At 33.8% G+C, this 23972-nt stretch carries 21 protein-coding genes; 14 read left to right on the top strand and 7 right to left on the bottom strand.

Annotated elements, in window-relative coordinates:
- The first annotated feature begins 376 nt into the window (after window positions 1-376).
- Window positions 377-1159: a methyltransferase domain-containing protein gene (locus tag QVB70_RS06975; RefSeq protein ID WP_287584794.1), complete on the top strand. Its 783-nt coding sequence runs from the start codon at window positions 377-379 to the stop codon at window positions 1157-1159.
- 259 nt (window positions 1160-1418) lie between these two features.
- Here the strand turns inward: QVB70_RS06975 and QVB70_RS06970 are convergent, their stop codons facing one another.
- From QVB70_RS06970 to QVB70_RS06960, 3 genes are all read right to left on the bottom strand, one after another.
- Window positions 1419-2630 carry a glycosyltransferase gene (locus QVB70_RS06970; RefSeq protein WP_287584792.1) on the bottom strand — a complete coding sequence of 404 codons (1212 nt, stop codon included), beginning with the start codon at window positions 2628-2630 and terminating at the stop codon, window positions 1419-1421.
- Window positions 2627-3811: a glycosyltransferase family 4 protein gene (locus tag QVB70_RS06965; RefSeq protein ID WP_287584791.1), complete on the bottom strand. Its 1185-nt coding sequence runs from the start codon at window positions 3809-3811 to the stop codon at window positions 2627-2629. The genes QVB70_RS06970 and QVB70_RS06965 overlap by 4 nt, the downstream gene beginning before the upstream one ends.
- Window positions 3812-3895: 84 nt before the next feature.
- The gene (locus tag QVB70_RS06960; protein ID WP_287584790.1) at window positions 3896-4273 is read right to left on the bottom strand and encodes a DUF2304 domain-containing protein; all 378 of its coding nucleotides are present in this window, start codon (window positions 4271-4273) and stop codon (window positions 3896-3898) included.
- 122 nt (window positions 4274-4395) lie between these two features.
- Here QVB70_RS06960 and QVB70_RS06955 point away from each other — a divergent pair, with 122 nt between their 5' ends.
- The gene (locus QVB70_RS06955; protein WP_287584788.1) at window positions 4396-5085 is read left to right on the top strand and encodes a glycosyltransferase family 2 protein; all 690 of its coding nucleotides are present in this window, start codon (window positions 4396-4398) and stop codon (window positions 5083-5085) included.
- A 125-nt stretch (window positions 5086-5210) separates the two neighbouring features.
- Here the strand turns inward: QVB70_RS06955 and wecB are convergent, their stop codons facing one another.
- Window positions 5211-6548 carry a non-hydrolyzing UDP-N-acetylglucosamine 2-epimerase gene (gene wecB / locus QVB70_RS06950; protein ID WP_287584785.1) on the bottom strand — a complete coding sequence of 446 codons (1338 nt, stop codon included), beginning with the start codon at window positions 6546-6548 and terminating at the stop codon, window positions 5211-5213.
- 90 nt (window positions 6549-6638) lie between these two features.
- Window positions 6639-7505, bottom strand: a complete 867-nt coding sequence (locus tag QVB70_RS06945; RefSeq protein ID WP_287584782.1) for a sulfotransferase — start codon at window positions 7503-7505, stop codon at window positions 6639-6641.
- 566 nt (window positions 7506-8071) lie between these two features.
- Between QVB70_RS06945 and QVB70_RS06940 the strand changes: the two genes are divergently transcribed.
- From QVB70_RS06940 to QVB70_RS06910, 7 genes are all read left to right on the top strand, one after another.
- On the top strand, window positions 8072-9178 hold the full coding sequence (locus tag QVB70_RS06940) for a glycosyltransferase family 4 protein (RefSeq protein ID WP_287584780.1): 1107 nt from the start codon (window positions 8072-8074) through the stop codon (window positions 9176-9178).
- Window positions 9179-9195: 17 nt separating this feature from the next.
- The gene (locus QVB70_RS06935; protein ID WP_287584778.1) at window positions 9196-10326 is read left to right on the top strand and encodes a glycosyltransferase family 4 protein; all 1131 of its coding nucleotides are present in this window, start codon (window positions 9196-9198) and stop codon (window positions 10324-10326) included.
- 92 nt (window positions 10327-10418) lie between these two features.
- Complete coding sequence (locus QVB70_RS06930; RefSeq protein WP_287584776.1) at window positions 10419-10664, top strand: hypothetical protein; 246 nt, start codon at window positions 10419-10421, stop codon at window positions 10662-10664.
- Between the two features lie 75 nt (window positions 10665-10739).
- Window positions 10740-11942 (top strand): sulfotransferase, encoded by a 1203-nt coding sequence (locus tag QVB70_RS06925; protein ID WP_287584775.1) that lies wholly within the window; start codon window positions 10740-10742, stop codon window positions 11940-11942.
- A 687-nt stretch (window positions 11943-12629) separates the two neighbouring features.
- Window positions 12630-13481 carry an ABC transporter permease gene (locus QVB70_RS06920; RefSeq protein WP_287584773.1) on the top strand — a complete coding sequence of 284 codons (852 nt, stop codon included), beginning with the start codon at window positions 12630-12632 and terminating at the stop codon, window positions 13479-13481.
- Window positions 13465-14775, top strand: a complete 1311-nt coding sequence (locus QVB70_RS06915; protein ID WP_287584771.1) for an ABC transporter ATP-binding protein — start codon at window positions 13465-13467, stop codon at window positions 14773-14775. Before QVB70_RS06920 ends, QVB70_RS06915 begins: the two co-directional genes overlap by 17 nt.
- A 467-nt stretch (window positions 14776-15242) precedes the next feature.
- Window positions 15243-15869: a methyltransferase domain-containing protein gene (locus QVB70_RS06910; protein ID WP_287584769.1), complete on the top strand. Its 627-nt coding sequence runs from the start codon at window positions 15243-15245 to the stop codon at window positions 15867-15869.
- Between the two features lie 107 nt (window positions 15870-15976).
- Here QVB70_RS06910 and QVB70_RS06905 read toward each other — a convergent pair whose 3' ends face one another.
- Window positions 15977-16303, bottom strand: a complete 327-nt coding sequence (locus tag QVB70_RS06905) for a methyltransferase domain-containing protein (protein WP_287584767.1) — start codon at window positions 16301-16303, stop codon at window positions 15977-15979.
- A gap of 467 nt (window positions 16304-16770) precedes the next feature.
- Window positions 16771-17676 (bottom strand): glycosyltransferase, encoded by a 906-nt coding sequence (locus tag QVB70_RS06900; RefSeq protein ID WP_287584765.1) that lies wholly within the window; start codon window positions 17674-17676, stop codon window positions 16771-16773.
- 232 nt (window positions 17677-17908) lie between these two features.
- Between QVB70_RS06900 and QVB70_RS06895 the strand changes: the two genes are divergently transcribed.
- The 5 genes from QVB70_RS06895 to QVB70_RS06875 all read left to right on the top strand — a co-directional run bounded on the left by QVB70_RS06895 (window position 17909) and on the right by QVB70_RS06875 (window position 23956).
- Window positions 17909-18646 (top strand): class I SAM-dependent methyltransferase, encoded by a 738-nt coding sequence (locus tag QVB70_RS06895; protein WP_287584763.1) that lies wholly within the window; start codon window positions 17909-17911, stop codon window positions 18644-18646.
- A 23-nt stretch (window positions 18647-18669) separates the two neighbouring features.
- Window positions 18670-20697: a glycosyltransferase gene (locus QVB70_RS06890; protein ID WP_287584761.1), complete on the top strand. Its 2028-nt coding sequence runs from the start codon at window positions 18670-18672 to the stop codon at window positions 20695-20697.
- A gap of 82 nt (window positions 20698-20779) precedes the next feature.
- Window positions 20780-21199 carry a methyltransferase domain-containing protein gene (locus tag QVB70_RS06885; protein WP_287584759.1) on the top strand — a complete coding sequence of 140 codons (420 nt, stop codon included), beginning with the start codon at window positions 20780-20782 and terminating at the stop codon, window positions 21197-21199.
- Between the two features lie 3 nt (window positions 21200-21202).
- Window positions 21203-22213, top strand: a complete 1011-nt coding sequence (locus tag QVB70_RS06880; protein ID WP_287584758.1) for a glycosyltransferase — start codon at window positions 21203-21205, stop codon at window positions 22211-22213.
- Between the two features lie 138 nt (window positions 22214-22351).
- A complete protein-coding gene (locus tag QVB70_RS06875; RefSeq protein WP_287584757.1) occupies window positions 22352-23956 on the top strand; it encodes a glycosyltransferase family 39 protein in 1605 nt (534 codons plus the stop codon).
- Window positions 23957-23972: the final 16 nt, after the last annotated feature.

Genomic DNA, 23972 nt, shown 5'->3' with positions numbered 1-23972 from the left:
TATTGCACTTTACAAGTGCTTATTTCTTTCATATCGTTCCTAATTCCTTTGTTTTTCAATTCAAGGTCCATTTTTACCTTATCAATAAATATGAAAACATAGATTGTAAAGTAATGCGCTGTGCTTTTTAAACTATAGGCGATCTATAAAATATCCTTGTACGCTATTACTAATTCTGGCCGAAAATACTAGAAAATATTATTTAAAATAACACCACCCTAAAATAAAAATAGTGACGCCCGTAACCAGTTTATTCGTATTTTTTGGTTAGATGCTCTTTGAAACTCCATAAGACCATAGACGGAAATTGAAATCACTGCAGGGATCGGAAATCCATACGAGTAAACCCTCTAATGGGTATTGGGTGACTAAAATAATGTTAAGAAGTGTTTGGTTTGATATAACCCATCCATCCTTAACAAATATTAGATATTATATTAGATTTCTTTCTGACAAGTTCTATGCAAGATTAACAAATAGCATAGATTACTCATCAGAAATTCTTCATTGGAAACGCGCTTATTATCGTTATCATGTTTCTGGCGAATATCCTGAATGGTGGGATGCAAATCTAACAAAAAATAGATACTCGAAAGAAATGAGACAAGTGTTAGAAATCTTATCAAAAGATTTCAATGAAAAGTTGAAGTTAATTGATGTGGGTTCAGGCCCCGTGACTTCATTTTTTGAATATTTAAATATAACCGCGTGGAAAATTATTACTGTAGACCCGCTAGCAAAACTTTATAATCATTTAAATAAAAAATACAAGGTTAATTATCCATTAAAATGTATTGAAGGAACAGGAGAGCGTCTAGATGAACTGTTCGAGCAAAATAATTTTCATCTAGTCTTAAGTCAAAATGCTATGGATCATGCAATCTCACCGCAAGAATTTATCAACAAACTATATTATATTTTGAAACCTGGAGGTTTTATGAATCTCTTTGGATTCGTCAAGGTAGGAACGAGAGAAAAATGGACGGGATTACATCAACACGACCTACATGTAGAAGGAAATCATCTGTTTTTGACGAATCGAGAAAAATCCATTAATAATCTCAATATTACCAAAAAGCTAAACATGACTCTATTTTACAAAAATGTTGAAGGATCAGCGCCCGGAGATTTTTTCACGCTAATATATCGAAAAAATTGATTTTTTTAGAAAAAAAAAGTTTTATGTAACCCTATCGCGGACTTGAATCTTTAACAGAAAAATCATTCACTTTTAGTATTCAGAGAAGGTGATGCAAAGGTCTATTGTGTAGTAGATTCACGATCTTGAAACAAAAAGGATCTACTGCAAAATTTGTTAGGAAAAATCATCTATCACAATCATTCGGGGAGAATTGTTGTAATTATTAATGTTTTTAGTTTTTCATTTTATTTTGCTAGTATTGTTTCATACAATGCTTTTATTTTGCTAGTATTGTTTCATACAATGCTTCTATTTTTCCAATTACTTTATCCAAACTAAACTCTTTTCGCACCAACTTCTTACTTTCTGCTCCAATTCTTTTTCTTAACTCTTCGTCACTTATAATCTTAGAAATTGCACCTCGCAATTGGTCTTCATTATATTTGACCACGTATCCGACTTTATCAACAAAATCGGCAATGCCACATCGATTAGTCACAATTACAGGTGTACCACAAGCCCAAGCTTCAAGTATTGTATTTGGGAAGGTTTCATATATCGAAGGCAGAACATAAACATCAGCATCAACATAAGCTGTTAACTTTTCCTTTTCATACAATGGCCCTGTAAATAAAATTCTATTATCTATGTTAGACTCTCTTACATGTTTCATTAAAGTCGGCATAAATCCATCATCTGGTCCCACAATTACAAGTCTAACATCTTTCAATTCTTTAAGCAGACTTGCAAATGCCTTTATGAGTAAATTAATGCCTTTAATTTTATGTATTCTACCTAAGTACAAAATCAGCCTTTCGTTATCTTTTATTGAATATTTACTTCTAAACTCTCCTCTTTTTGGCAGGTTTTCATATAAATTCAAGTTAATTCCATTTGGAATAATCACAATCCTATTTTCATCTACATTTATCTTCTTACATTCCTCTGCTTCTTTCTCTGTCAAGGCAATTATTTTTGATGCATTATATAATGTTGGGCGCTCAAAGAGGACGTTCCACATTCTTCCAAGTAATCTTTTTTTTGTAATAACTATATTTCCCTCAGAAGAAAAAGTAACTCTTCCACTTATCTTAAAAAAAAGGGAACCATGACCCTGCAATACATAAGGAATCTTATATTTTTTTGCATAGCGATGAACCAAAAAGCCTAACATATTGAGTTCATTTATATGTATAATATCAAAATCTGTTATCTCTTTTCTTGCTATCAATGGTGCGTAATAGGGAAGTGTAGATATCTTTGTTACGAGACTTTTGGACAAATTCCTAAAATAGTACGTCCTTATTCCATCAACGTCTACAGGTCTATTTTTTTCTACATTTAACCTCCGCTTAAAACCATCAGTCGTATAAACTGTAACTTCGTGACCTCTTTCCAGCAACTTTTTAGATAGTTCGTATGTTATCTTTGCAGGGCCTCCTGCCTCCCATGATGGTTTAAAGAAGTTTGTGACTTGAAGTATTCTCATATTATTTGATTTCCTTTCTTCATTTCTCTTATTTTGATAATCACACGCTTAATCTTATTTTTGATCGCATTATAACTATAGTTCTCTATTACAGTTTTTCTTCCATTCTTTCCCATTTCTTTCGCCTGTTCGGGATTTAGTATAATCCATTCCAATTTTTCCTCCAGATCCTTTACATTGCCCGGTTTTACAAGAAGGCCATTAATTCCATTTTTTACAGCGCCAATTATTCCACCTACGGCGGAACAAACTACAGGCAGACCCATAGATAAATATTCAATGACCTTCACAGGATTTGCGGCTCTATTAATTTCACAATCGATCTTTGGTGAGCAGAGAATATCACATGCTGAAAGATAGTTTGGAATAAGTTTGCGAGGTTGATGGGAAATGTGATTCGCCTTTTCTCTTAGTGATAGTTTATCTAGAAGCATTGGTATGTTGTCTGAACCCACATTCATTCTACCAATCATAATTAGTCTAATATTCTTATGTTTATCAATCAAATTCTTACACGCTTTCAAGAGAAATGGCACACCTTCAACATACCAGAAGGATCCCGCATATCCAATTAGAACGTCATTATCCCTTATCCCCAAACCTTCTCTTACCTTTTTCCCCTCAAGAGGATTTATTTGAAAAACTTCAGGATCTATGAATATTGGGATATATATCACAGTTTTTCCAAACTTGCTTTTGACTTCCCCTTCTAAATAATGGCTTATTACAAAAACAACTGTTGAGTTTTGTAAAACTTTATTAAAAATAAATTCAGGCGTATCAGGATCATTAACATCCATATGATCAACAATCAATGGTTTATTAAATATTTTAGCAAGGATCATTGCGGGAAAACCGGTCATTATACCGGGTGCATGGGCAAATAAAATATCGCTTTTTTTAGCATACTTTAAACCAAACAGCAGAATCAGCGGAATTGCCAACGCTTTGATAAATTTGGGGGCTAATTTTGAAACATAAATCTTTGTTACGTTTAGAAAACGATTAATGTTCTCATATTTAATCCTAAATTCATCTCTTGGTATATAGGACACTAGTTGTATGTTCACTCCTAATTGCTGAAAAATAGATACCATATTTTCTAACCTTGCGCTCCCTCCGACTCCTTCATGTAGTTCACATGGAGTAAAATACAGAAGATTTATGTTTTGCAGTGACATTTTCAAACTGCCATTCAAAGTGTTTTATTAATTGATCATTTTTAATAGAAGACTTAAAGTATTGAAATTATTTCTTTTTATTTATTACATCTTTTGGGGACTCTTTTTCTTAATCTGTGATTCGGGCTTGAGTCTTTTTGCTTCCTTTAATCCAATATATCTCACTATTTGTGTAATTTCTTTTCTAATTTTTGATATTTGAATGAAAAGTACATAACAAACAAAAAACAGGGATATTGTCGAAAACGCGACAATTATATTCAGTCCTGCTTGAGCTGAAAAAATTTGTCCGATATAACCTATTAATCTAAAGGAAAAGGTCGTATAAATCATAAAGGTCCAAATCAAGAGCCATAGTATCATTGCGAGAAATGAAATCTCTCCTCTTTTATAGTTTAAGAGTGTGTATCCTATGAATATTGAAACTAAAACTAGAATCACAATTTGATAAGGAAATATCATTTTCTTAGACTTCCAATTTCAATTATTTATTTATGAACAATCTCTTGATAGCCAAGAATTAGTTTAAAGTTATATATTTCACATTAAGAAGACTTTTATTTTGCAAGACAAATCAATAGTTGATGAACTCTAATAATCCTTTCCTTTCAATTGTTATCCCTGCCTATAATGAAGCGATCTCAATACCTAATGTTATTTTAAATATTCCTAAAGATCTTTTAGATAAGTCTGAGATAATTGTTGTTGATGATGGTTCTGAAGACGATACTTATGAAATTGCCAAAAAATTGAATGCCGTAGTCATAAAACACATATTAAATCGAGGTTATGGTGCAGCACTATTAACAGGTTTTGAAGCAGCATTAGGTAATATTATCGTAACAATTGATGCCGATAATCAAAATAGGGCAGCTGAAATTCCAAATCTAATAAATCCAATACTAGAAAATGAAGCAGATTTTGTTATTGGTTCTCGGTATCTCGGAGAATATAATTATAGAATTCCTTTCCTAACGAAAATTGGAGAGATGTTAACTTTTCTTCTTTTACGAATTCGCTACAGAAAAAGAATATTAAACTCACAAAGCGGATTTAGGGCATTCAAAAGAGAAATATTGCATGAAATAAAAACGCTAAGAGAAGAAAAAATGGCGCTTACAATTGAACTTTTGGCTAAAGCGCTAAAGAAGAAATATAGAGTAATTGAAATTCCAAAGACTGAATATAAGAGGAAATATGGCAAATCGAAGGTTAATCGGTTAATTGATGGGTTTAATATACTTTATACGTTGTTAAAGAATCTATTTAGATAATGTGAAAAACTCTCTAATTTTCAACGTTTTAACTTTATCGGCTGGAAGTCCCCTTCCGAAAGGATGGGGAGGATGTCACTTTGACAACTTACACTTGGTTTGTATTAAAAAGAAATAAATGGGCACTAATATGACTCGATAATTCTAATGCTCCAATCTTTACGAAGGGTCAGATCATTTTGAGGAAATAGTGGCTTGCCTTCCAGATCATATACGAGAGTGACTTCAATCTCTGGAAATTTCTTCTTTAATGCCGCTATTGTTAGACCTTCCAATGATTCTGATACTTTGAGGAGTTTAAATATCATTGGAGGACGCTCCAAAAATGTTGGGGAATCAATTTGAATACCTTCACTACAATGATCCCTTGATATTTTAACAATCCTCTCTCCAGCACGCCCATCGCCGAAGGGATTAAAGGAAGGTCGCATTTTTGACGAAAAATTCTGATCTAAGAGAATTTTTCTGGCATATTTGACTAAAAGATTTTTATTTGCACCAATTAAAATGTTTGCACCAACTTCAACTGTTTCTGGACGCTCAGTATTTCTTCTGATGGTTAAACACGGACATTTAAGAGTTAAGGCCTCTTCTTGTATACCACCTGAGTCTGTAATAACTAAATCCGCCTCAAGCAATAGTCTTAGGAAATCTAAATATCCTAAAGGCTCACTAAGGAAAAAGGAGTCAACGGAAGCGTATTTAAATCGCATTTTTTCCAACATTTTTTTGGTTCTTGGATGAACTGAAAAAACAATTTGGTGGCCATCATTTCCAAGTTCCACGATTCCTTCAGTAATTTCCCTTAAATTGCGTTCATTATCTACATTCTCAGGTCTATGAGCAGTTACAACAACCAGTTTCTTGTCTTTTTGAATGCCAAGATCACTTAATATAGTTGATTTTTGTTTTGCAGTTTTTGAAAAGAAAAGACACGCATCAACTACAGTATTCCCAGTGACATGTATTTTTTTAGGTGGGATCCCCTCATATATTAAATTCAAGGCAGCACGTTTCGTAGGCGCAAAGTGAATCGCTGCACATAAACCTACTACCTTTCGATTGATTTCCTCTGGCATCATTCTATCGTAACTTCGTAAGCCAGCCTCCACATGAGCTAACGGAAGATTCAACTTGATGGCAGCCAATCCTGCACCAAGAACCGTGTTAGTATCACCTTCAACAAAAATTAAATCAGGCGCATAAGACCTCATTACCCGTTCACATTCTATCAATAGTCTAGAGGTTTGCTCTCCATGAGTGCCTGATCCGACATTGAGAAATTCATGCGGGGAGGGCAAGTTTAATTCTTTAAGAAAAACATCGGATAATTCAATATCATAATGCTGTTCACTGTGCACGAAAATAAGTTCAATATCTTTGAATTCTAAAATAGCTTTAATTACTGGCGCTAACTTAATGAATTCCGGCCTTGTGCCCGCAATAACCATAAATCTATACATGTCTTTAGCTCAACTCAGGGCTTTTAAGACATTAAATGATTTAACAATCCATAAAAATACGTCTATTCCATGATGGCGTCTATAATAAAATCATAAATACTCATATCTATTTAAATAATCGCGAAGAATATTTTCAGCAATATTTTTCTGGATGTCGCTAAATTCTTTTTGCCATTTATAGTTTGTATTTTTCAATTTATGCTTCTTTATTGAATTCTCAAATTTCTTTGTCCATTTAAGTTCACAAAATTCTACAACATCTTTAAATACACTTAGAGGGGCAGCACAAAGATTCTCATATTTGATCTCAAAGAAATAAGTGTGTTCTATGTATCTTTTTGCCTCTTCAATGGCACCCACTAAAATTTTCCACTCGATGCACGCAAGCGCAATGAAAGATTTGTTATACTTTTCCCACTCTTCCTTATGAGATGGCGTGAGTTCGCCCCATCTCCAATTCTGGGGACCTTTCCAGCCCAACCACCAATCTTCATTGATCAATGAGTTTGCTACCGCCCGTCCATCTCTCAATATATGAATAAACTTTGCATCCTTGAATATTTCATGTAAAAAACCAATTCTAGGCCAACCAGTAATCTTGGCTAAAAACTTATTTCTTTTCTTAGTCAACATTTTTGATACTACTTCTTTAATTTGCTCTTTTGTCTTTTTTGTCACATCTTCAGGTGAAAGATCTCTGCAAGGAGTACCAAAGCCTTTAAAATAATAATTCCAGAATTTATAATGCTCCCCTCGATTAAGTTGTCTTAGGCATCTTCCAATTATCGGATAAGCAATTGATTTCATAAGAAGTCTATTTATTGATGGTTTACCTGGACATATGTCGCATAATAAGGATAGCCAAGCAACGTTGGGATGTTCGGAAAACATCCTATGGAAAACTGTTGAACCACTTCGCCCAACACCTACAATGAATATAGGCATTCCACTTTTCATAATGACCTTCTCCCTAAAGTTCAACCAAGCTTTTTTTTTTGAAACGTTAATAATTTACATAAATTACTACTACGCTGCTATCAGACAATAATGCAAATCCCATAATCCAATCTAAGTTCTTAGTTCTTACGCGCAATACAATTTTCTCCTTCCTGAACTTCAGATTCGCTGAGATTGCGTCTTATACAACTTTCGTATTATATTGAGGTCTTTATAAGATTTTACTTAGTCAATTATGTAATTTTCTAAATTTTAAAAGAATTATTCTTACAAGCGTTAAGTAAAATTATTAAAGTGACAGAAACTGGAATGAACATTTGGTCTTTTCATAAGTAAACATGGTTTCTGCTATTTTGGGATTTCTTAAAAGAGATCATAATATTTACGTAATTTCTAAGCTTTCTAAGGAAAACAAATAATTTAAAATGTAAATTCAATATGCAATGCGTGAAATTAGAACGGATGTAAAAAGCGAAATTGGGCGAAAGAATTATTGAAAAAAATATTCAGGAATAATCTTAAGCCTAGATTTGATTAAAAACGGTATTTTTCTGAGATGTAAGAAATTGAAAATAGCGTATCTTGCTGAAAGAGTGGTACGTGCACAAGAAACTGCTCTTGCAATTCAAGAGCATGATATTTCTTGTGAAATAATAGATGTAAAACGCATTATTGGATTCTCTGGAAGATGGAATGCACCTGTGATCGGGAAAAAATATGGTCTTGTAAAAATATACAACAAAATCCAGGAGTATTCTCCAGATCTTATTATGAGTGATACAGTTTCTCTTGTTAATATCTATCCCTTAATTTCTAAAATTACTAGATCTATTCCATTTTGCATTCGCTTAAGAGGAAATTTTTGGGATGAGGTAAAACAACGTAGGTCAGAGCAAAAAACCTTTATGAATTTTACGCGAAGCCTGATGATTAATTCGTTGGGTAATTTCTGCCTTAAGATGTCTAATATAATCCTTCCCGTTTGTAATTACCTGAGAAAAGTTACTTTAGGCTATATCCCTGCCCCAAAAAAAAATTTTACCGTTTTTAATGGCGTGAACAACTCCCGATTTAATTTAACTGTAGATGGTGCAGTTTTTAGACAAAAATATAATTTAGAAAGCCAAAAGTTAATTGTTTGTGTCTTAGGTTTTGATTTTCCAGAAAAAGTACGCGGGATAGCCTATCACCTTCCAACTATTAAAAAAATGCTGGAGAAACATCGAGATGTTTCTTTCGTGATTGTAGGAAAAGGACGATACCGTAATTATTTTAAAGAAATAATAAAAAGATACAAATTATCTTCACGTATTATTATGACCGGATTTTTAAAGGGCGTTGAATATGCATACGCTGCTGCAGACATTATATTTTATCCTACTTTTCACGATTCTTTACCAACCGTCCTTTTAGAAGCATCAGCTTGTGGTAAGCCTATTATCGCAAGTAAAATTGGAGGTATCCCTGAAATTATTTTAAACAATGAAACGGGTCTTCTTTTTGACCCTTATGAGAAAAAAAAACTAATTAATTATTTTGAAATTCTTTTAGAAGATGAATCACTCAAAAAAAGACTTGGAACAAATGCAAGAAAACGAATTGAGGATTATTTTAATTGGTCTAAAATAGGGAAAAGACTTTCGGCGATTCTTTATTCTTTACTTGATGATTAAGTAGGTGCTAATTATTTATGGAACTCGCAGACACCATATTAACGTTATTTTTCACTAAACGAATGAGCCTGAAAATGTGGGCTGATGTTGGTATTATTGACCGGGAACTTGCTCTTTATAAGAAACTGTCAATGTACTTAAGAAAAGTCAATATGGTAACATATGGAGGCTACAAAGATATAGTTTATTCGAGGAAACTCAGAGAACATATTAATCTTTTACCAATTATGTGGTATACCAAAGCAACACCCATTCTACAATTATTGCTGAGACATTTTTCCCAGATCAAGCATTCAGACATCTTAAAGACGAATCAGATTCGAGGGTCTGAGATCCCGTTATGGTTTAAGAAGAAATTTGGGAAAAAACTAATTGTGCGATGTGGATACTTACTAAGCAGAAATATAACAAAAAAATACAAGGCTGAAAAAATCATCAGGGCTGCCATTCAATTAGAAAAAAGCGCATTCACTTTAGCAGATATGGGAATCGTTACTTCTGCTTGGCAACGTGATATAGTTATCAAGCATTATAAGCTTGATTCAACGAAAATAAAAGTCATCCCTAACTATGTTGAAACTAATGTTTTCAAGCCATTTAGAGGCAAAAAGAAATATGATCTCGTTTTTATTGGCAGAGGCAGTCAAGAAAAGAATATTGCTAATTTGTTAAAGGCGATTCACTTTCTTAAAACAGAAAAGCGCAAAATTTCATTACTAATGGTGGGAAGATGCTGCTATAACAGTAAGGTCAAGCAATTGATAGATAAATACGCATTAAATGTCACATTAAAGGGCACTGTACCAAATTTCAAGTTACCCCTAATTATTAATCAAGCTCGAATTTTCATTCTTCCTTCTTACTATGAGGGTCATCCTAAGACATTGCTTGAAGCCATGAGTTGTGGTATACCATGTATCGGAACTGATGTTACAGGAATAAGAGAAGATATTGAACATTTAGGCACAGGATATTTGTGCAACACTGATTTTAAGAGTATTGCAGAGGCGATAGAATCACTTCTGTCTGATGAGTCCCTTCAGTCTAAACTTGGCAAAAATGCTCGAAATTATATTTTGAAAAAATTTGCGTTAGACAAAATAGTACAACTGGAACTAGAAGTTATAAAAGAGGTCCTTGTCCTATGAAACTCCTAAATCTTTTTTAATAAAACCTTTATTTTCTTCCAAGCGAATTGTCGGTGATAAGAATTCCTCATTATTTCATTTGATATTAAGGGATGGATCTTGCTAGAGAAAAATCCTTCAGATTTATTGAGAATGTTGCTAAAATTGGATCGAAATATATTTCTTTAAACTGGGAAAGCAAGAAAGCGTTAATCAATTACTCTAGAATGCTTTTGAAATACAAACAACTTAAAAAGAAACTTGAAACAACGCGAAAAAAGGGTGGCTTGAAGGTTATTCTACCTGTTCAAAGTGAGCTACTCGTAAGGGAAAAGACTTTCAAGGATACTTTTCATTAACACAAAACTTAATGAGTTCAAAAATGGAAAATTATTGCTTTAGAAGATTAAGAAATCTGGGATGTCAATTGCATAATGTCAGACAATAATAGTGTCTATCACAAACTTGGTGATTTCCGACTTGCTTTAAATCAAATATTTGAACAGAGAGATAGATTATTTCCAAAGCGTGATCTCAAAAATACAATAGCAACACGCGAGATCCTCACAGCCTATACAAACACTCTCAAGAGTATCAAAGAAAGAAATTTGGATATTAATAACAAACTTACAGAATCTGTGAAAGAGATAACCGATAAATGCGTGTTCATCTGTGGCTGTATGAAAAGCGGAACATCATTACTTTTAGAGCTTTTAGACGGTCATCCCGAACTTATTGTCATGCCTGGCGATTCTCATATGATAAACTTGATAAATAAACACTATAATTTGCCATTGTCTAAACGTTTGGAAGGTTGGGATACATATTGGACCTCTCGTCTTATTAATCCAACAGGACAGAAACCTTTCTGGATTTTGGGAGAGCACAATATACCATATTTGAACTTTCTTTATTATCTAGATTATTGGCTTGAATATTTGCCGCTTTCCGACCGTGCCTCTTTCCTTGCCGTTGTTTTAGCGTTTTACTGCGCTAATCCTAAGCGTCCAGCCAATCCTAAGTTATGGGTTGAAAAAACCCCTGGGAATGAGATGAAGACTGACCAAATCAAGAATTTGTTTCCAGCTGCACACTTCATTCATATAATACGAGATCCTCGCCCTAATATAGCATCATTAAAACGACTTTGTAAACTACGTAAGTGGAACTGGAACGCCTTAAACTATGTAAAAATGATTCAAAACTCTATTGAAGCAGGTTTCCAGAATCAAGAACGCTTTGGAAAAGAGAAATATCATATATTACGTTATGAAGATTTAGTAACAAATCCAGTGACTCAAATGAAGAACATCGCCCGTTTTCTAGAGATCTCAATGGATGAAATTTTATTACATCCAACTGTCAATAGCCTGCCTGCTAAGTCAAACACAATGTTTGAGGAGAGACAAATTCAAGGGAAAATTTTAATGGCTTTAAGCAATAGATGGCGCACTGAATTAGACTCTTTTGAACAAAGATTGATATCGGGGATATTATATCCTGCAGCAAAACGATTAGGCTATTATTATGATTGGAACTTTGGACCAATTTCTCATGTATATTACCTTTGTTATTATTATGAGCATTTTCGTAAGCTTATTTATCGAATGTTTAAACTGATTAGAAAGCTTAAATAATGAAATTAACTTCGTAACAAAGAAACCGTTCCTTTCATAATAGACATCTCTTACCGATTGGCTATCCACTCGTCAGCAGTGGAGTGGAGTCCCCGCTAGAACGGTTGAGCGGCCTGCATCACAAGATCGCGGAGCATATCCAGTTGACGGCGTAAGGATATATCCTGTGGGAGTTTTAATGGATACGCTAGCGTTAGTGAGGTCAAAGGCGGCAGACATCCCGATGGTAAGATGGAGTGTGAGGGCAGTGAGTTAATGGCACACTACTATAGGGGAGGCAGTATAAAAGGACAACGTTGCTGTTAGCGCGTAACAGGTGCGCTCTCATCAACCTCCCGCTCTGAAAGAAGTGTCTATAAAACGATATATGCCTATAAATATGTTAACTGTTATATACCCTAGTATTCAGCATTCTCATCAAATAAAAGTTTTAACTACCGAAAGTCCTCTTCCATGATAGAATGCCATCCAAACTTGTTGAGGAATTCTAAAGAGTTATCTAAATCGCCATTTTAATTTATAAAATATATTCAGCTCCTCAGATTTATGAAGAGTAAATAATTTGCAGTTATAATTATAAAATAATTACTAGATCTGTTAACAAAAAATTTTAAGAAGGGCAAAAACAGATACAAACAGAATTTAAATGCCTTCAGTTTTATAATAGAGTACATGTGGTTAGTTGTTATGGTCAAAGAAGAAAATATAACAGTATATGAGCCAGAACAATCAATAAAAAGAGGTTATAGAATTCTCTGGAAAGAAATATTCCACAATACGAAAGAAAGCAACTGGTTAATCCAGCAACTGTTTGTCAGGGACTTTAAAGGACAATATGGACAATCAATCTTAGGTGTCGCCTGGGCGCTTATCATACCGCTGGTAACGCTTGCTACCTTTATAGTGTTGAGAAGCTCCGGATTTTTTAGTGTGGGAGCTATAGAGGTACCTTATGTGATCTACGCACTCCTTGGGTTGTCCTTCTGGCAATTATTTGTCACCGGGCTAGTTCAGAGTACCAATTCGCTTGTAAGTGCTGGTGGGATGCTTAAAAAGATTAATTTTCCACGGGAAGCCTTAGTCTTTGCTACATTTGGGAATACCATCATCTCGTTTTTGTTTCAACTGGGAGCAGTGTTTATTTTGTTTGGAGTTTATAATTTCATTCCTCACTGGCAATTTGTGATGTTTCCACTGATGGCTGTTCCCATATTATTATTGAGCTGTGGCCTAGGCTTCATCTGCTCAATTATAAATGGCATCATAAGAGATTTGGGACGCATACTTACCCTTGGCTTAACCTTTTTATTGTTCATTACTCCCATAGCTTATGAACTTCCCGAAAGTGGCTTTGTAGTTACATTGGCTCGCATCAACCCCTTGTATTATCTTTCTATAGGACCGAGGGAGATTGCCCTGACTGGAACTTTAAGTCATCCCTTAAGCTATTTTATCTCCTGTGGCCTTTCGGTATTCGTCTTTTTCTTCTGTTGGATGTCCTTTCATCTAGCAGAAACAAGAATTGCGGAGCGGATATAGAATTTTAGTCTTAAAAGATGATGATGAAATTTTCTCAGAAAATGATGAGGTTGTCATCAAAGCTGAAAATGTTTCAAAGAAGTTTTCTAGGTCACTCAGGCGGTCCATGGCCTATGGCATAAAAGACACTATCAGAAATATTTTGCGGATGTCCGCAAAGCCTGACATACTTAGAAAAGATGAATTCTGGGCTCTAAATGATGTATCTTTTGAGGTGAAAAAAGGTGAATGTCTCGGAATTATCGGTCCTAACGGTGCTGGTAAAACATCGCTTTTATCAATAATGAACGGGATTTATATGCCGGATAAAGGAAAAATCACTATAAAAGGCAAAACTGGTGCACTGATAGCCGTTGGGGCAGGGTTTCATCCCATGCTAACAGGAAGAGAAAACATCTATATAAACGGTGCTATACTGGGCATGAGTAAGGAAGAAATTGAGGAGAAATTTGATGATATCGTTAAGTTTGCAGATATCGGTGATTTTCTTGATTCACCAGTGAAAAACTATAGTTCTGGGATGTTTGTAAGATTAGGCTTCTCTGTTGCTGTGCATTGCGAACCTGAAGTATTATTAATCGATGAAGTTTTATCTGTTGGTGATTTGGCTTTTCAAAATAAAAGTTTGCGTCGAGTAAGTCAAGTTTTAGAAAATGCCTACGCAATAGTTTTCGTCAGCCATAATTTAGGGCATATAAGACAATTGTGCGACAGAGTGTTGATACTCAACAATGGCAAACAAGTTTTCCTGGGAAAGACTCACGAAGCTTTATCAAAATATCATGAAATGGCAAGGGAGAGAAGCCTTACAGATATCAAAAACAAAAAACAGATGGTCCTTCCTGGTGTACGTATATCATCTGGAGACTTCATTTTTGGTGACGCGGGAATTTTGGATGAATTTGGGAACTTAACTGAAAAAATTAAAGTTGAAAAACCACTTATAACATTCTTTGAGTTTGAAACAACTAAGCATTTCGAGGAACTTTACTTTTCAGTTGCAATTAGGGCTGAATCAATGAATGTTAACAACTGTATATGGCATATAAGTAATGAGTACGATAAAATCAGATTTAGTAATATTTTGAAAGGTAAATACAGGTTAATTGTGAAGTTCTTAACACCCAGTTTAGTTCCTGGAGTATATTCTATGATTTTCAGCATAAGAAATGGGATTACCAATGAGATTTATGAAAGAATATCTGATTTAAAACCGTTTATCATTGAAGGAGATGCCATTCCAAGAGGACTAGTACATACCAAAAGTGAATGGAAAATGGAATTCATTGATTAAAAAGATGCTTAATGAGAAATTATTGTTTAAAAAAGGATTTAAAGTTGATAGGTGCAGATTTGTGGTATTTTAAATTTTTTTCAAAATATAAAGAACATATTCACAAATAGCTTTTCAACTATCTATAATCGGAATGAGAAAAGAAGAAGAAAGATCCATGTTATTGCATAGACATAGTTAACTACCACCCTACAAGTAGGCTAGCTTCCTGAATCATTCATTCCCAACGGGACATGTCACACATGCTCAACGGACAATTCCTGCCCTGAACGTGATGTGAATGTGAGCCTGGTGAGTGTTACCTCAGCTCAATTCTACATATGAGCTATGCGAAACAGTATTTAAGGGTTACAGAGTATCGTGAAAGTGAACAACGTAACGCACTTCATCCCTCCCCTCCAACAAGTTGAGGGGTTGTATTGAGAAATCATATAAATAATTCTTGAGTTTATGAAAGGAGGCTAGGCATGAATACAAAAAAATTCGAATACGGATTTTTCTCTGATTGTCTGAGAGAGTGCTTTTTGAGGTTTGGCTCTATTAAAGATTTACCAATATTAAAAAATCATCAAAAAAGAATTGTAAATCTTTATCATAGTGGAAAAGTCCTAGATGTTGGTGCAGGAAAAGAAAAACCTTTACAGAAATTTTTAAAGTTAAAAGACGATTTATATTTTTCATTAGATAATGACCCGTGTGGTGACTTTACTTATTCTTCGGTCGAAGAAATTCCTAATGATGAACGGTTTTCTTTAATTGTTGCGAATCAAGTTTTTGAGCATATTAGTCTGCAAGATAGTATAGATCTATTTTGTATACTTTCAAAACATCTTGAAAAAAATGGTTATTTAATTTCAACTGTTCCTAATATCCATCATCCCGTACGTCAAAGAACAAATATCACTCATATCACTTATTGGGAATACAAAGCTTTGTATATGTTATATAAATATGCAGGCCTTGAAGTAATTGAAATATCACGTTATAGCAAAAGACATCCTAAAGGAATTATTGAGAGAATACTGGCAAGATATATAAATCAAATTTATCGCATTGATTGGTGTGATAGCATTTTAATAATCGGGAAAAAATAATCAAATTAATTAAGAAAGGATTTAATCGTATTGCAGGTAATTCTGTTTGATAAAAAAAAGTTCTCGTGTGATGCGGTGTGTCTCTGAATTTAATTAGTTAGAGTTGCTTAAAATCCATTAATCCTCTTCTTAATCCTAAAAATTAACCTTATTATATCCGTCGTACCAAAATTGTTTTTTGCATCCTTTCCTAGAGATTCTTCAAACAATATTTTTCCAATGTATGGTTGGAATACCTTCTTGAGATCTTGTAATGATTTGAAATCCCACAAATCAGCGCCTTTAGTTTCATAGTTCACTGGAACTTCAATTAAAAAGATCGAATCATTCTTTGCAACTCTTGTAAATTCTTTAACAGTTTTTTTGTAATCGCGCGCATGTTCAAGAGAATGACAACGGAATATGACATCAACATTATTATCTTCGAAAGTCATATCATGCATCCATTATCATTATATCTTCACTCTCAGAAAAAAGATCGATCCTGATAACTCTTTTTGCTCCAATAGATTTAAAATAATTGGTTTCTCCAACAGACCTGCATCTAACACACAAAAATCTCATGTTTGAGGGGGTAATAATTTCTCTTAAGCGATTTATTAAATACATATACCGTTTAGATGTCTTAATATTCTCCTCAGATAGAGATCGATGTAATTGTAGATGAAGATGTTTCCTATGAGCGTCATCATACTTGATTGTGGTATTAAGAACCTTGTCATGCATGAATCTGAATTTAGTTCTCTTTTTCGTTCTCTTAAATAATATAAATCGCTTAAATATTGGATTTAAAAATGAGTTTATGAACTTCACTAGTTATTGTTTCATTTTCGCCACTTCTACAGTTACAGTAGTAGAATATATTACTCGTAAAAACTTCAATAACTAAGGATCGTTTTGTTTATAAGATATAGTTTTTTGCAAAATCTATCCATTGTTCAGCAGTCAACTTATTTTTTCTTTTGTATTTCCCGAATGATTTTGGCGCACCTCTTCCTAAATGGAGGTAAAATATTTCATTTGTATCATCAAATGCCTTATCACATTTTAATTCTTTTATCGGATTATTTGGAGGAATAAGTTCATTTAATTGAATGTCATTAAAGGTATTTTTGCAAGTAAAAACTCCAAAGTTATTTTCTTTTAATTTAATTGTAATATCATCACCTACATCATATTCTGGACGGTTGGGATATCTTTCACATTTTATGTTAGGTAGAAAACTCATCTCTAACTTTTTAAATAGTGAGAAATCAAAAAAAAGTCCTCCAACGTGGAGCGCATGAACTCTTATCCTGTCTTTTCTTATGCCAATTGCTTTTATTTTTTCATTTAATTTTGATTTTAGAAATTTTAACCAACCGTTTTTTGTAATTAAAATATCACTATGCATTACAAAAACGAATTTTGCAGTATCTTTGATAACGTTACAACCGAGTTCTAATCCAATCGCATTAGCATAAGAAGCATCTTTTGTTTGGTCTCTTTTCTTCATATATCCTTTTCTATATCGAAATGGATTAACTGGTTCGGTCTTGTTAAAAATTATGTTAATTTGAGGATATTGATCCAACCATTCTGTAAATTTCTGGGGCGAATTGTTATCAATATACCAGAGTTCATAAGGTTCCTCAGTATATTTAATAATACTGTCAATACAGATTCGAGTCAATTCTGCTGCGGTTTTATTTTTTAAAAATGCAGGAATCAATATTCGAGTTGCCTCATCATCCTGAAAAGCGTTTTCTCGAACTTCAAGTTTATAAATAGTGTTATCTATTTCCATTTTCTTAGTATTTATGGGCATTTTCATTCCTTATTTCATTTTTAACAACGTTTAGATCTTATCAGTTTTAAGAGAGTAAATAAGTTTACCTATAACACATTAAGATGATGCTTTAATCTGATCTACATGAAGAAAAGCTTTTTATTTGTGCTGAATGGGAAAGTATGATATGAGTATTTAAAACCCCTTATTATCATTTCAATGGCTTTCTTGAAATTTAAAAAATGTGCTTCACTCAATAACTATGATCTCTATGGACCTACCGGAGGGCAAGTGTCTGATAAAAAGGAAAAATGAGAAGATATACACATTTTTAACTCTTAGACGATATTATATAGATGAATTCTACATTCGAAATATTTGTTTGTTTAAGCAAGGAGCAAACATATTAGATATGGGTGGCAAAAAGAAAAACAAAAGGGGATATTTCAATATCGAAAGTTATCCTCTATCCGTAAAATACGCTAATATCGATGCTTCCACGGAACCTGATTTCTTTTGTGATGTTGCGGATATCCCTGTTCCAGACAGTTCTTTCGATGGAGTTGTATGCTCTGAGCTTTTAGAGCATGTATTGGATCCAATAAAGGTAATAAAAGAGGCCTTTCGCGTCTTAAAACCCGGAGGTCTATTGCTGGTTAGTGTACCTTTCCTTCACAGGATACATCCTGATCCGCAAGATTATGGACGATATACAGAGTATTACTGGCAAACGATCCTTAATGCTATTGGATTTCAGAATATTAAAACTGAAAGACAGGGACTTTTTTTTAGCGTTGCCTCTGAAATGCTAACTGGTTTTGCCTATGAAATTATAAAAGAGAGAATGAAGTCAAGAATTAAGAGGCTTATGAGGTTGACGATTTACAAATTAGCAGTATTTGGAAAAAGAATTGCTCTGAAGTTTGATAGGAGACCATTTTTTAAAAAAAATCAGTTTTTTAACAGTTACACAACAGGATATGGCATAATTGCCACTAAACCGCTTTAAGTATATGATGTAGCGTGCAAAAGATGTATAAAGTATTCTTGATGGGAGGGGATCCAGTTAAATGGGCAACTGCGGATGATCTTAATCTCTTAAGAAGGTGCTTATCACCCTTTTGCGAATTCACCGATCTTAAAAATTGTAACATCATCCATTCGGTGAACTGGACTGCCCTCCAAATGATTGATTCCGGATATCTTGCAGAGAAATATGTTATAGCACATATCCCACACGATGTCAAGAATATGCTGATGCATCCCAATTATCTCAGAGTATTGCCGTTCGTGGATAAATGGATTGTGATGTCCAAAAGGGCCAAAAAAATGCTTGATGATTGTCATTTTGATGGAGATTACGTACCTTACCCTGTTAACTTGAAGATATTTTACAAAATAGATAAGAGAGATCCTATATTAGATGAATTTTGCAAAAAATACAATATACCAAGGGATAAATATCTTATTGGCAGTTTTCAAAGGGATACTGAGGGGGGCGACCTTAAGACACCTAAATATATTAAAGGGCCTGATGTTTTTTTCGAAGTGATAAAAAGACTCTATCAACAAAAGAAAAATATTTGTGTAGTATTAGCGGGACCTAGAAGATTTTGGTTATTTAAACAACTTTCACGATATTCAATACCTTTTGTCTATGTCGGAAAGAGGCTAGAAGTCGAAGAAGATGACCTTTATATCAATACGCTTCCTCAAGAAACCATCAATTTTCTTTATAACATAGTCGATTTATATTTAGTAACCGGTCGCCTAGAAGGTGGTCCAAAAGCTATAATAGAATGTGCTACTGCTAAATGCAAAATAATTAGCACAAACGTCGGGCAAGCTACCGATATTCTGGCCTTAAAAACAATATACCCAGACCCGGTAGAAGGAATTACCTTAATAATCAACGATATTGAAACAAACAATTTATCGGAATTTATTGAACTCAATTATCAAAGAATTAAAGAAGAACACACTCTAGAAGCCGTAGGAAGATATTGGACACGAATTTATCGTGAATTGACAAGTCGAAAAGTACGATCAAAGACTTTAGATAAACTAGAGAATAGAATAAGATTAAATGCATCCTTTTTCAGTCGTTTACGTGATAGATTAACGAAACGAGGAGTCATAACAATTTTACATGCCTTTCATAAGCCGCCTTGGGGAGGTGGAAACCAATTCCTTATGGCTTTGAAAAAAGCAATGGAGAATAAACGATGGAAAGTTTCTACAAGACTAGGAAGCACTTCTAAAATTTGTGTACTCAACTCATTCACATTTGACATGGACAAATTTAATCGACAAAGAAAGGATTATAGTAATATCTGCATGGTGCACAGGGTAGATGGTCCTACTGTCGTGGTAAGGGGCAAGGATAAAGGGCTTGATGATAAAGTATTTAAGATTAATAATACGGTAGCAGATTTTACCGTGTTCCAATCCTATTGGAGTTATCAAAAGACTGTTGAAATGGGATATACTCCAAGAAGACCTATCATCATTCCAAATGCGGTGGATGCCAGAATTTTTCATAGTAATGGAAAGATCCCATATTCTTCACGTAGAAAGATTCGCCTAATTTCTACAAGTTGGTCAGATAATCTACGCAAAGGATTCGAAACATATAAATGGATTGAAGATCATTTAGATTGGGACAGATTCGAATATACTTTCGTTGGAAACACTCCATTTGAATTTGATAATATTCACAATATTTCTCCTCAGCCTTCAGAAGCGCTAGGAGATATATTGCGCAATCATGACATATATATAACTGCCAGTAAGAATGATCCTTGTTCCAATGCGCTCATCGAAGCTTTAGCATGTGGCCTACCGGCCTTATACCTAAATGAAGGAGGACATCCCGAACTAGTGGGCTACGGAGGACTTGGATTCAACAATAAAGAAGAGATTCTGACACAGTTGTTTCGCTTAGCTAGGAATTATAAGTTATTTCAAAAACTGATCTCCATCCCTAAACTGGATGAAATCGCAGATAAGTATTTGTCAATATATACCGTGTGGAAGACCTTAAAGAATGTAGATTCATGAATAATATCGAGAATGCTATTGATTATACTAGGAAGAGCGTTCTTTTGATTTTTCTAATCGTTTGAGTAATGTTTAGTATATTTTGCAGAGTTATGATCTGAATAAAAACTATATTAATTTTGCAAAGAAACATTATAAACACCCAAATTTAAAATTCGTAGTAGGAAATGCCTTAACAGACCTATCTGAAGAAAACTTCGATGTGATATTATTGTCAAATGTTCTGGAACATGTTGAACAAAGTGTTGAATTCCTAACACAACTCAAAAATAGAATTGATCCAATTAAATATCTTCTACGAGTGCCAGTTTTTGAGCGTGACTGGCGGGCGCCCCTGATGAAAGAACTTGGACTGGATTACCGATTAGATCATACACATTATATTGAATATACGCAGGAAACATTTTTTGAAGAACTAGAAAACGCAGGGTTAAGGGTAGAAACTTACGAAATTCGATGTGGCGAAATTTGGGCCGTCGTAAAACCAACAAAAGGGTTCTAAGTAATGACACATACACCCATAGTCAGCATAGTGATGTCGGTTTATAATAGCGAAAAATATCTTCAAGAAGCTGTCGACAGCATTCTCAACCAAACTTTCAAAGATTTTGAGTTCATTATCATAAACGATGGATCTACCGATCGGACAAAAGAGATTCTTGAATCATATCAAGACCATCGCATCATTCTAATTAACCAGGAAAACATGGGGCTCACAAAATCTCTTAATAAAGGGATTTCTTTAGCAAAGGGGGAGTACATTGCACGACAAGATGCTGATGATATTTCACTGCCCGAAAGACTTGAAAAACAACTTGAATTTTTGGAACGTTACAATAATATAACCCTCCTCGGAACCGCAGTCAAAATTATCGATGAGAAAGGCATTTACATCCATACGAGAAAGTATCCGATTGACTATTCTTCCATCCGGAAATTTATAAAAAAAGATAATCCCTTTAGTCATGGTTCTGTAATGTTTAGAAGAAAGTGCTTTTTAGAAATGGGAGGATATAGAGAAATTTTTTTTATAGCACAAGATTATGACCTCTGGTTGAGGTTCGCTGAAAAATATGAAGTTGCGAATCTATCAACTCCTCTATACATTCGTCGTTTCAATCCCCTTTCTATTTCCTTAAAAAATATTGTTCTTCAAAGAAGAATGGGAATATTTTCAAGACAACTAGCCGAAGTAAGAGAAAAAGGAAATAGCGAGACCTCACACCTAAAAGAGTTTAAAAGAATTTTAGATGACCCATTATCATTGGCTGAAAAAAGAGTAATTATTGCCCGTTATAGCTATTCAGTAATATTGTTGCTAAGACAAAATAAAAAGAAGGATGCCTTTTTACTGATAGATGAGGGGATTAAATATCACCCTTCTAATCTCTACAAACTACTCTTTGAAACGATAAAGTTTTTTCAGTTATCGTTTCTCCTTAAGATACTCATAAGACTGCGATTTCTCTTTTTTATAGGAAAATCTGAAAATACTCAATATAGAAAAAAATCGTAAGTTTCAAATTTCTTTCCAACAAAGACACATAGGCAAGGACTAGATTTTTCCATCCTTTCAAAGAGGATGGCTTAAGTCATAGGAAATTTGAGATCAGATATTACTTATAGGCTATTCTTTAAAAAATGAGGGAAACGCATGGAAGGAACACCTTCTAAAGAGATCCCCTTTAAAAAGACTCTCTCTAACATTTTCAGTTCATATCATCTTCTATATCTAATTGCTCTCACTATCATATGTTTTATATTAAGAATGTATTTGCAGACTTACAGTAGTCTGATTTTTTCTGATGAAGCTCGTCTGTCTGTGCTTGCTAGAAATCTAATCTATGGGGAACCTGTAAGTGTTATGGGAGGCAATGAACCAAGGTTTGTAGAGCATCCATTATTTATTCTGTTACTTTCATTAAGTTTTCTATTATTTGGTATAAATGATCTAGCAGCAAGAATATTTCCCATATTATTTGGCAGTCTCCTAGTATTTCCAACCTTTTTTCTTGCTGAAAAAACATTTAATCGACGCATAGGAATAATAAGTACTACATTAGTTGCATCTCATTGGTATTTGATAGGAAATTCAATTTTGGTGTCATCAAGGATTCCTTTCATTTTTTTCTTATTAACAACTTTGTATTTTACAATTAGATTCATTGATGAAAAAAATCCACGAATAGCGTTACTTGCAGGATTTTCTTGTGGTATTTCAGGTCTAATACGTGGTGAGGGATTTTTTCTCATTATACCATTATTAGTCTACGTTGTTATTTTTGAAGGTGATATTACAATTCTAAGAAATAGACTATTTTGGTTATTTATTGCTGGTTTTTTCTTATGCAGCACGCCTTTATTTATTAGAAATATCTTGATAACTGGTAATCCTGTTGGAAGGAATCCTGACGAAATAAATTTGTCATTATGGATTTTAAAATTTTTTAGTCTTCTAATACATCAAATAACGCCATTTTCAATGTTGCCATTTCCATTATTGGCCATTTTTGGATTAATAGGGTTTTTTGGCTCAATTAATCAATGGAAACGTTGTTTACACCTTTATTTAACAATTGGTTTTTTCTATTTCGTATTTAGTTCGCCTATGATATTCGGTGCCCGCGTCATTGTTTCGTATATATTACCAGTTCTTCCTATAATTCTTATTTTTGCTTCAGCTGGTATTATTTTTGCTCTAGATTTTGCATATTGTTTTCTAAAAAACCCAACTCAAATCAGAGCGTTTTACAAGTCTATCTCAAACAATGCATCTATACACAGATTGTTTAAGAAAATTCATGCTCGAATACTTCGAATTCCTATAACTAAGTTTTTCTTAATAGCGTTTTTACTTTTGATTCTAATCTTTTCTACAAAGTATATTGTTATAAGTAGTATAGAAATCCCCTCTACCACAGATCCAATAGGATATAGAATCACTGGTGAATGGATAAGAGATAATACCAAGCCAGATTCAAGATTAATGACTCAACGTTCTGCTATTGGTTGGTATGCAAATAGAACAAGTTATTATTTTGCTGGAAGTAAGAACTACTCACACACTATATCCTTGTGTGAGGCATGGAACGTAAGTTACTTAATTTTCACTAAAGACGTGGGAGACTGGTATCCGCATCTGTTATTTTTATCAGAAGAAAATAATGCACCCACAAATCTTAAGCCCGTTTACGTCTATGAAGTTGGAATTAATAAGATAATCGTTTATGAAATTCTATATTTTAGGGGGGATTTCTAATACACAAGTTATTGAC

It is taken from the genome of Candidatus Borrarchaeum sp. (assembly GCF_019058535.1).
Classification (GTDB): domain Archaea; phylum Asgardarchaeota; class Sifarchaeia; order Borrarchaeales; family Borrarchaeaceae; genus Borrarchaeum; species Borrarchaeum weybense.
The sequence above is the reverse complement of the archived record's forward strand: the minus strand, read 5'-3'. Positions and strand labels throughout refer to the sequence as shown.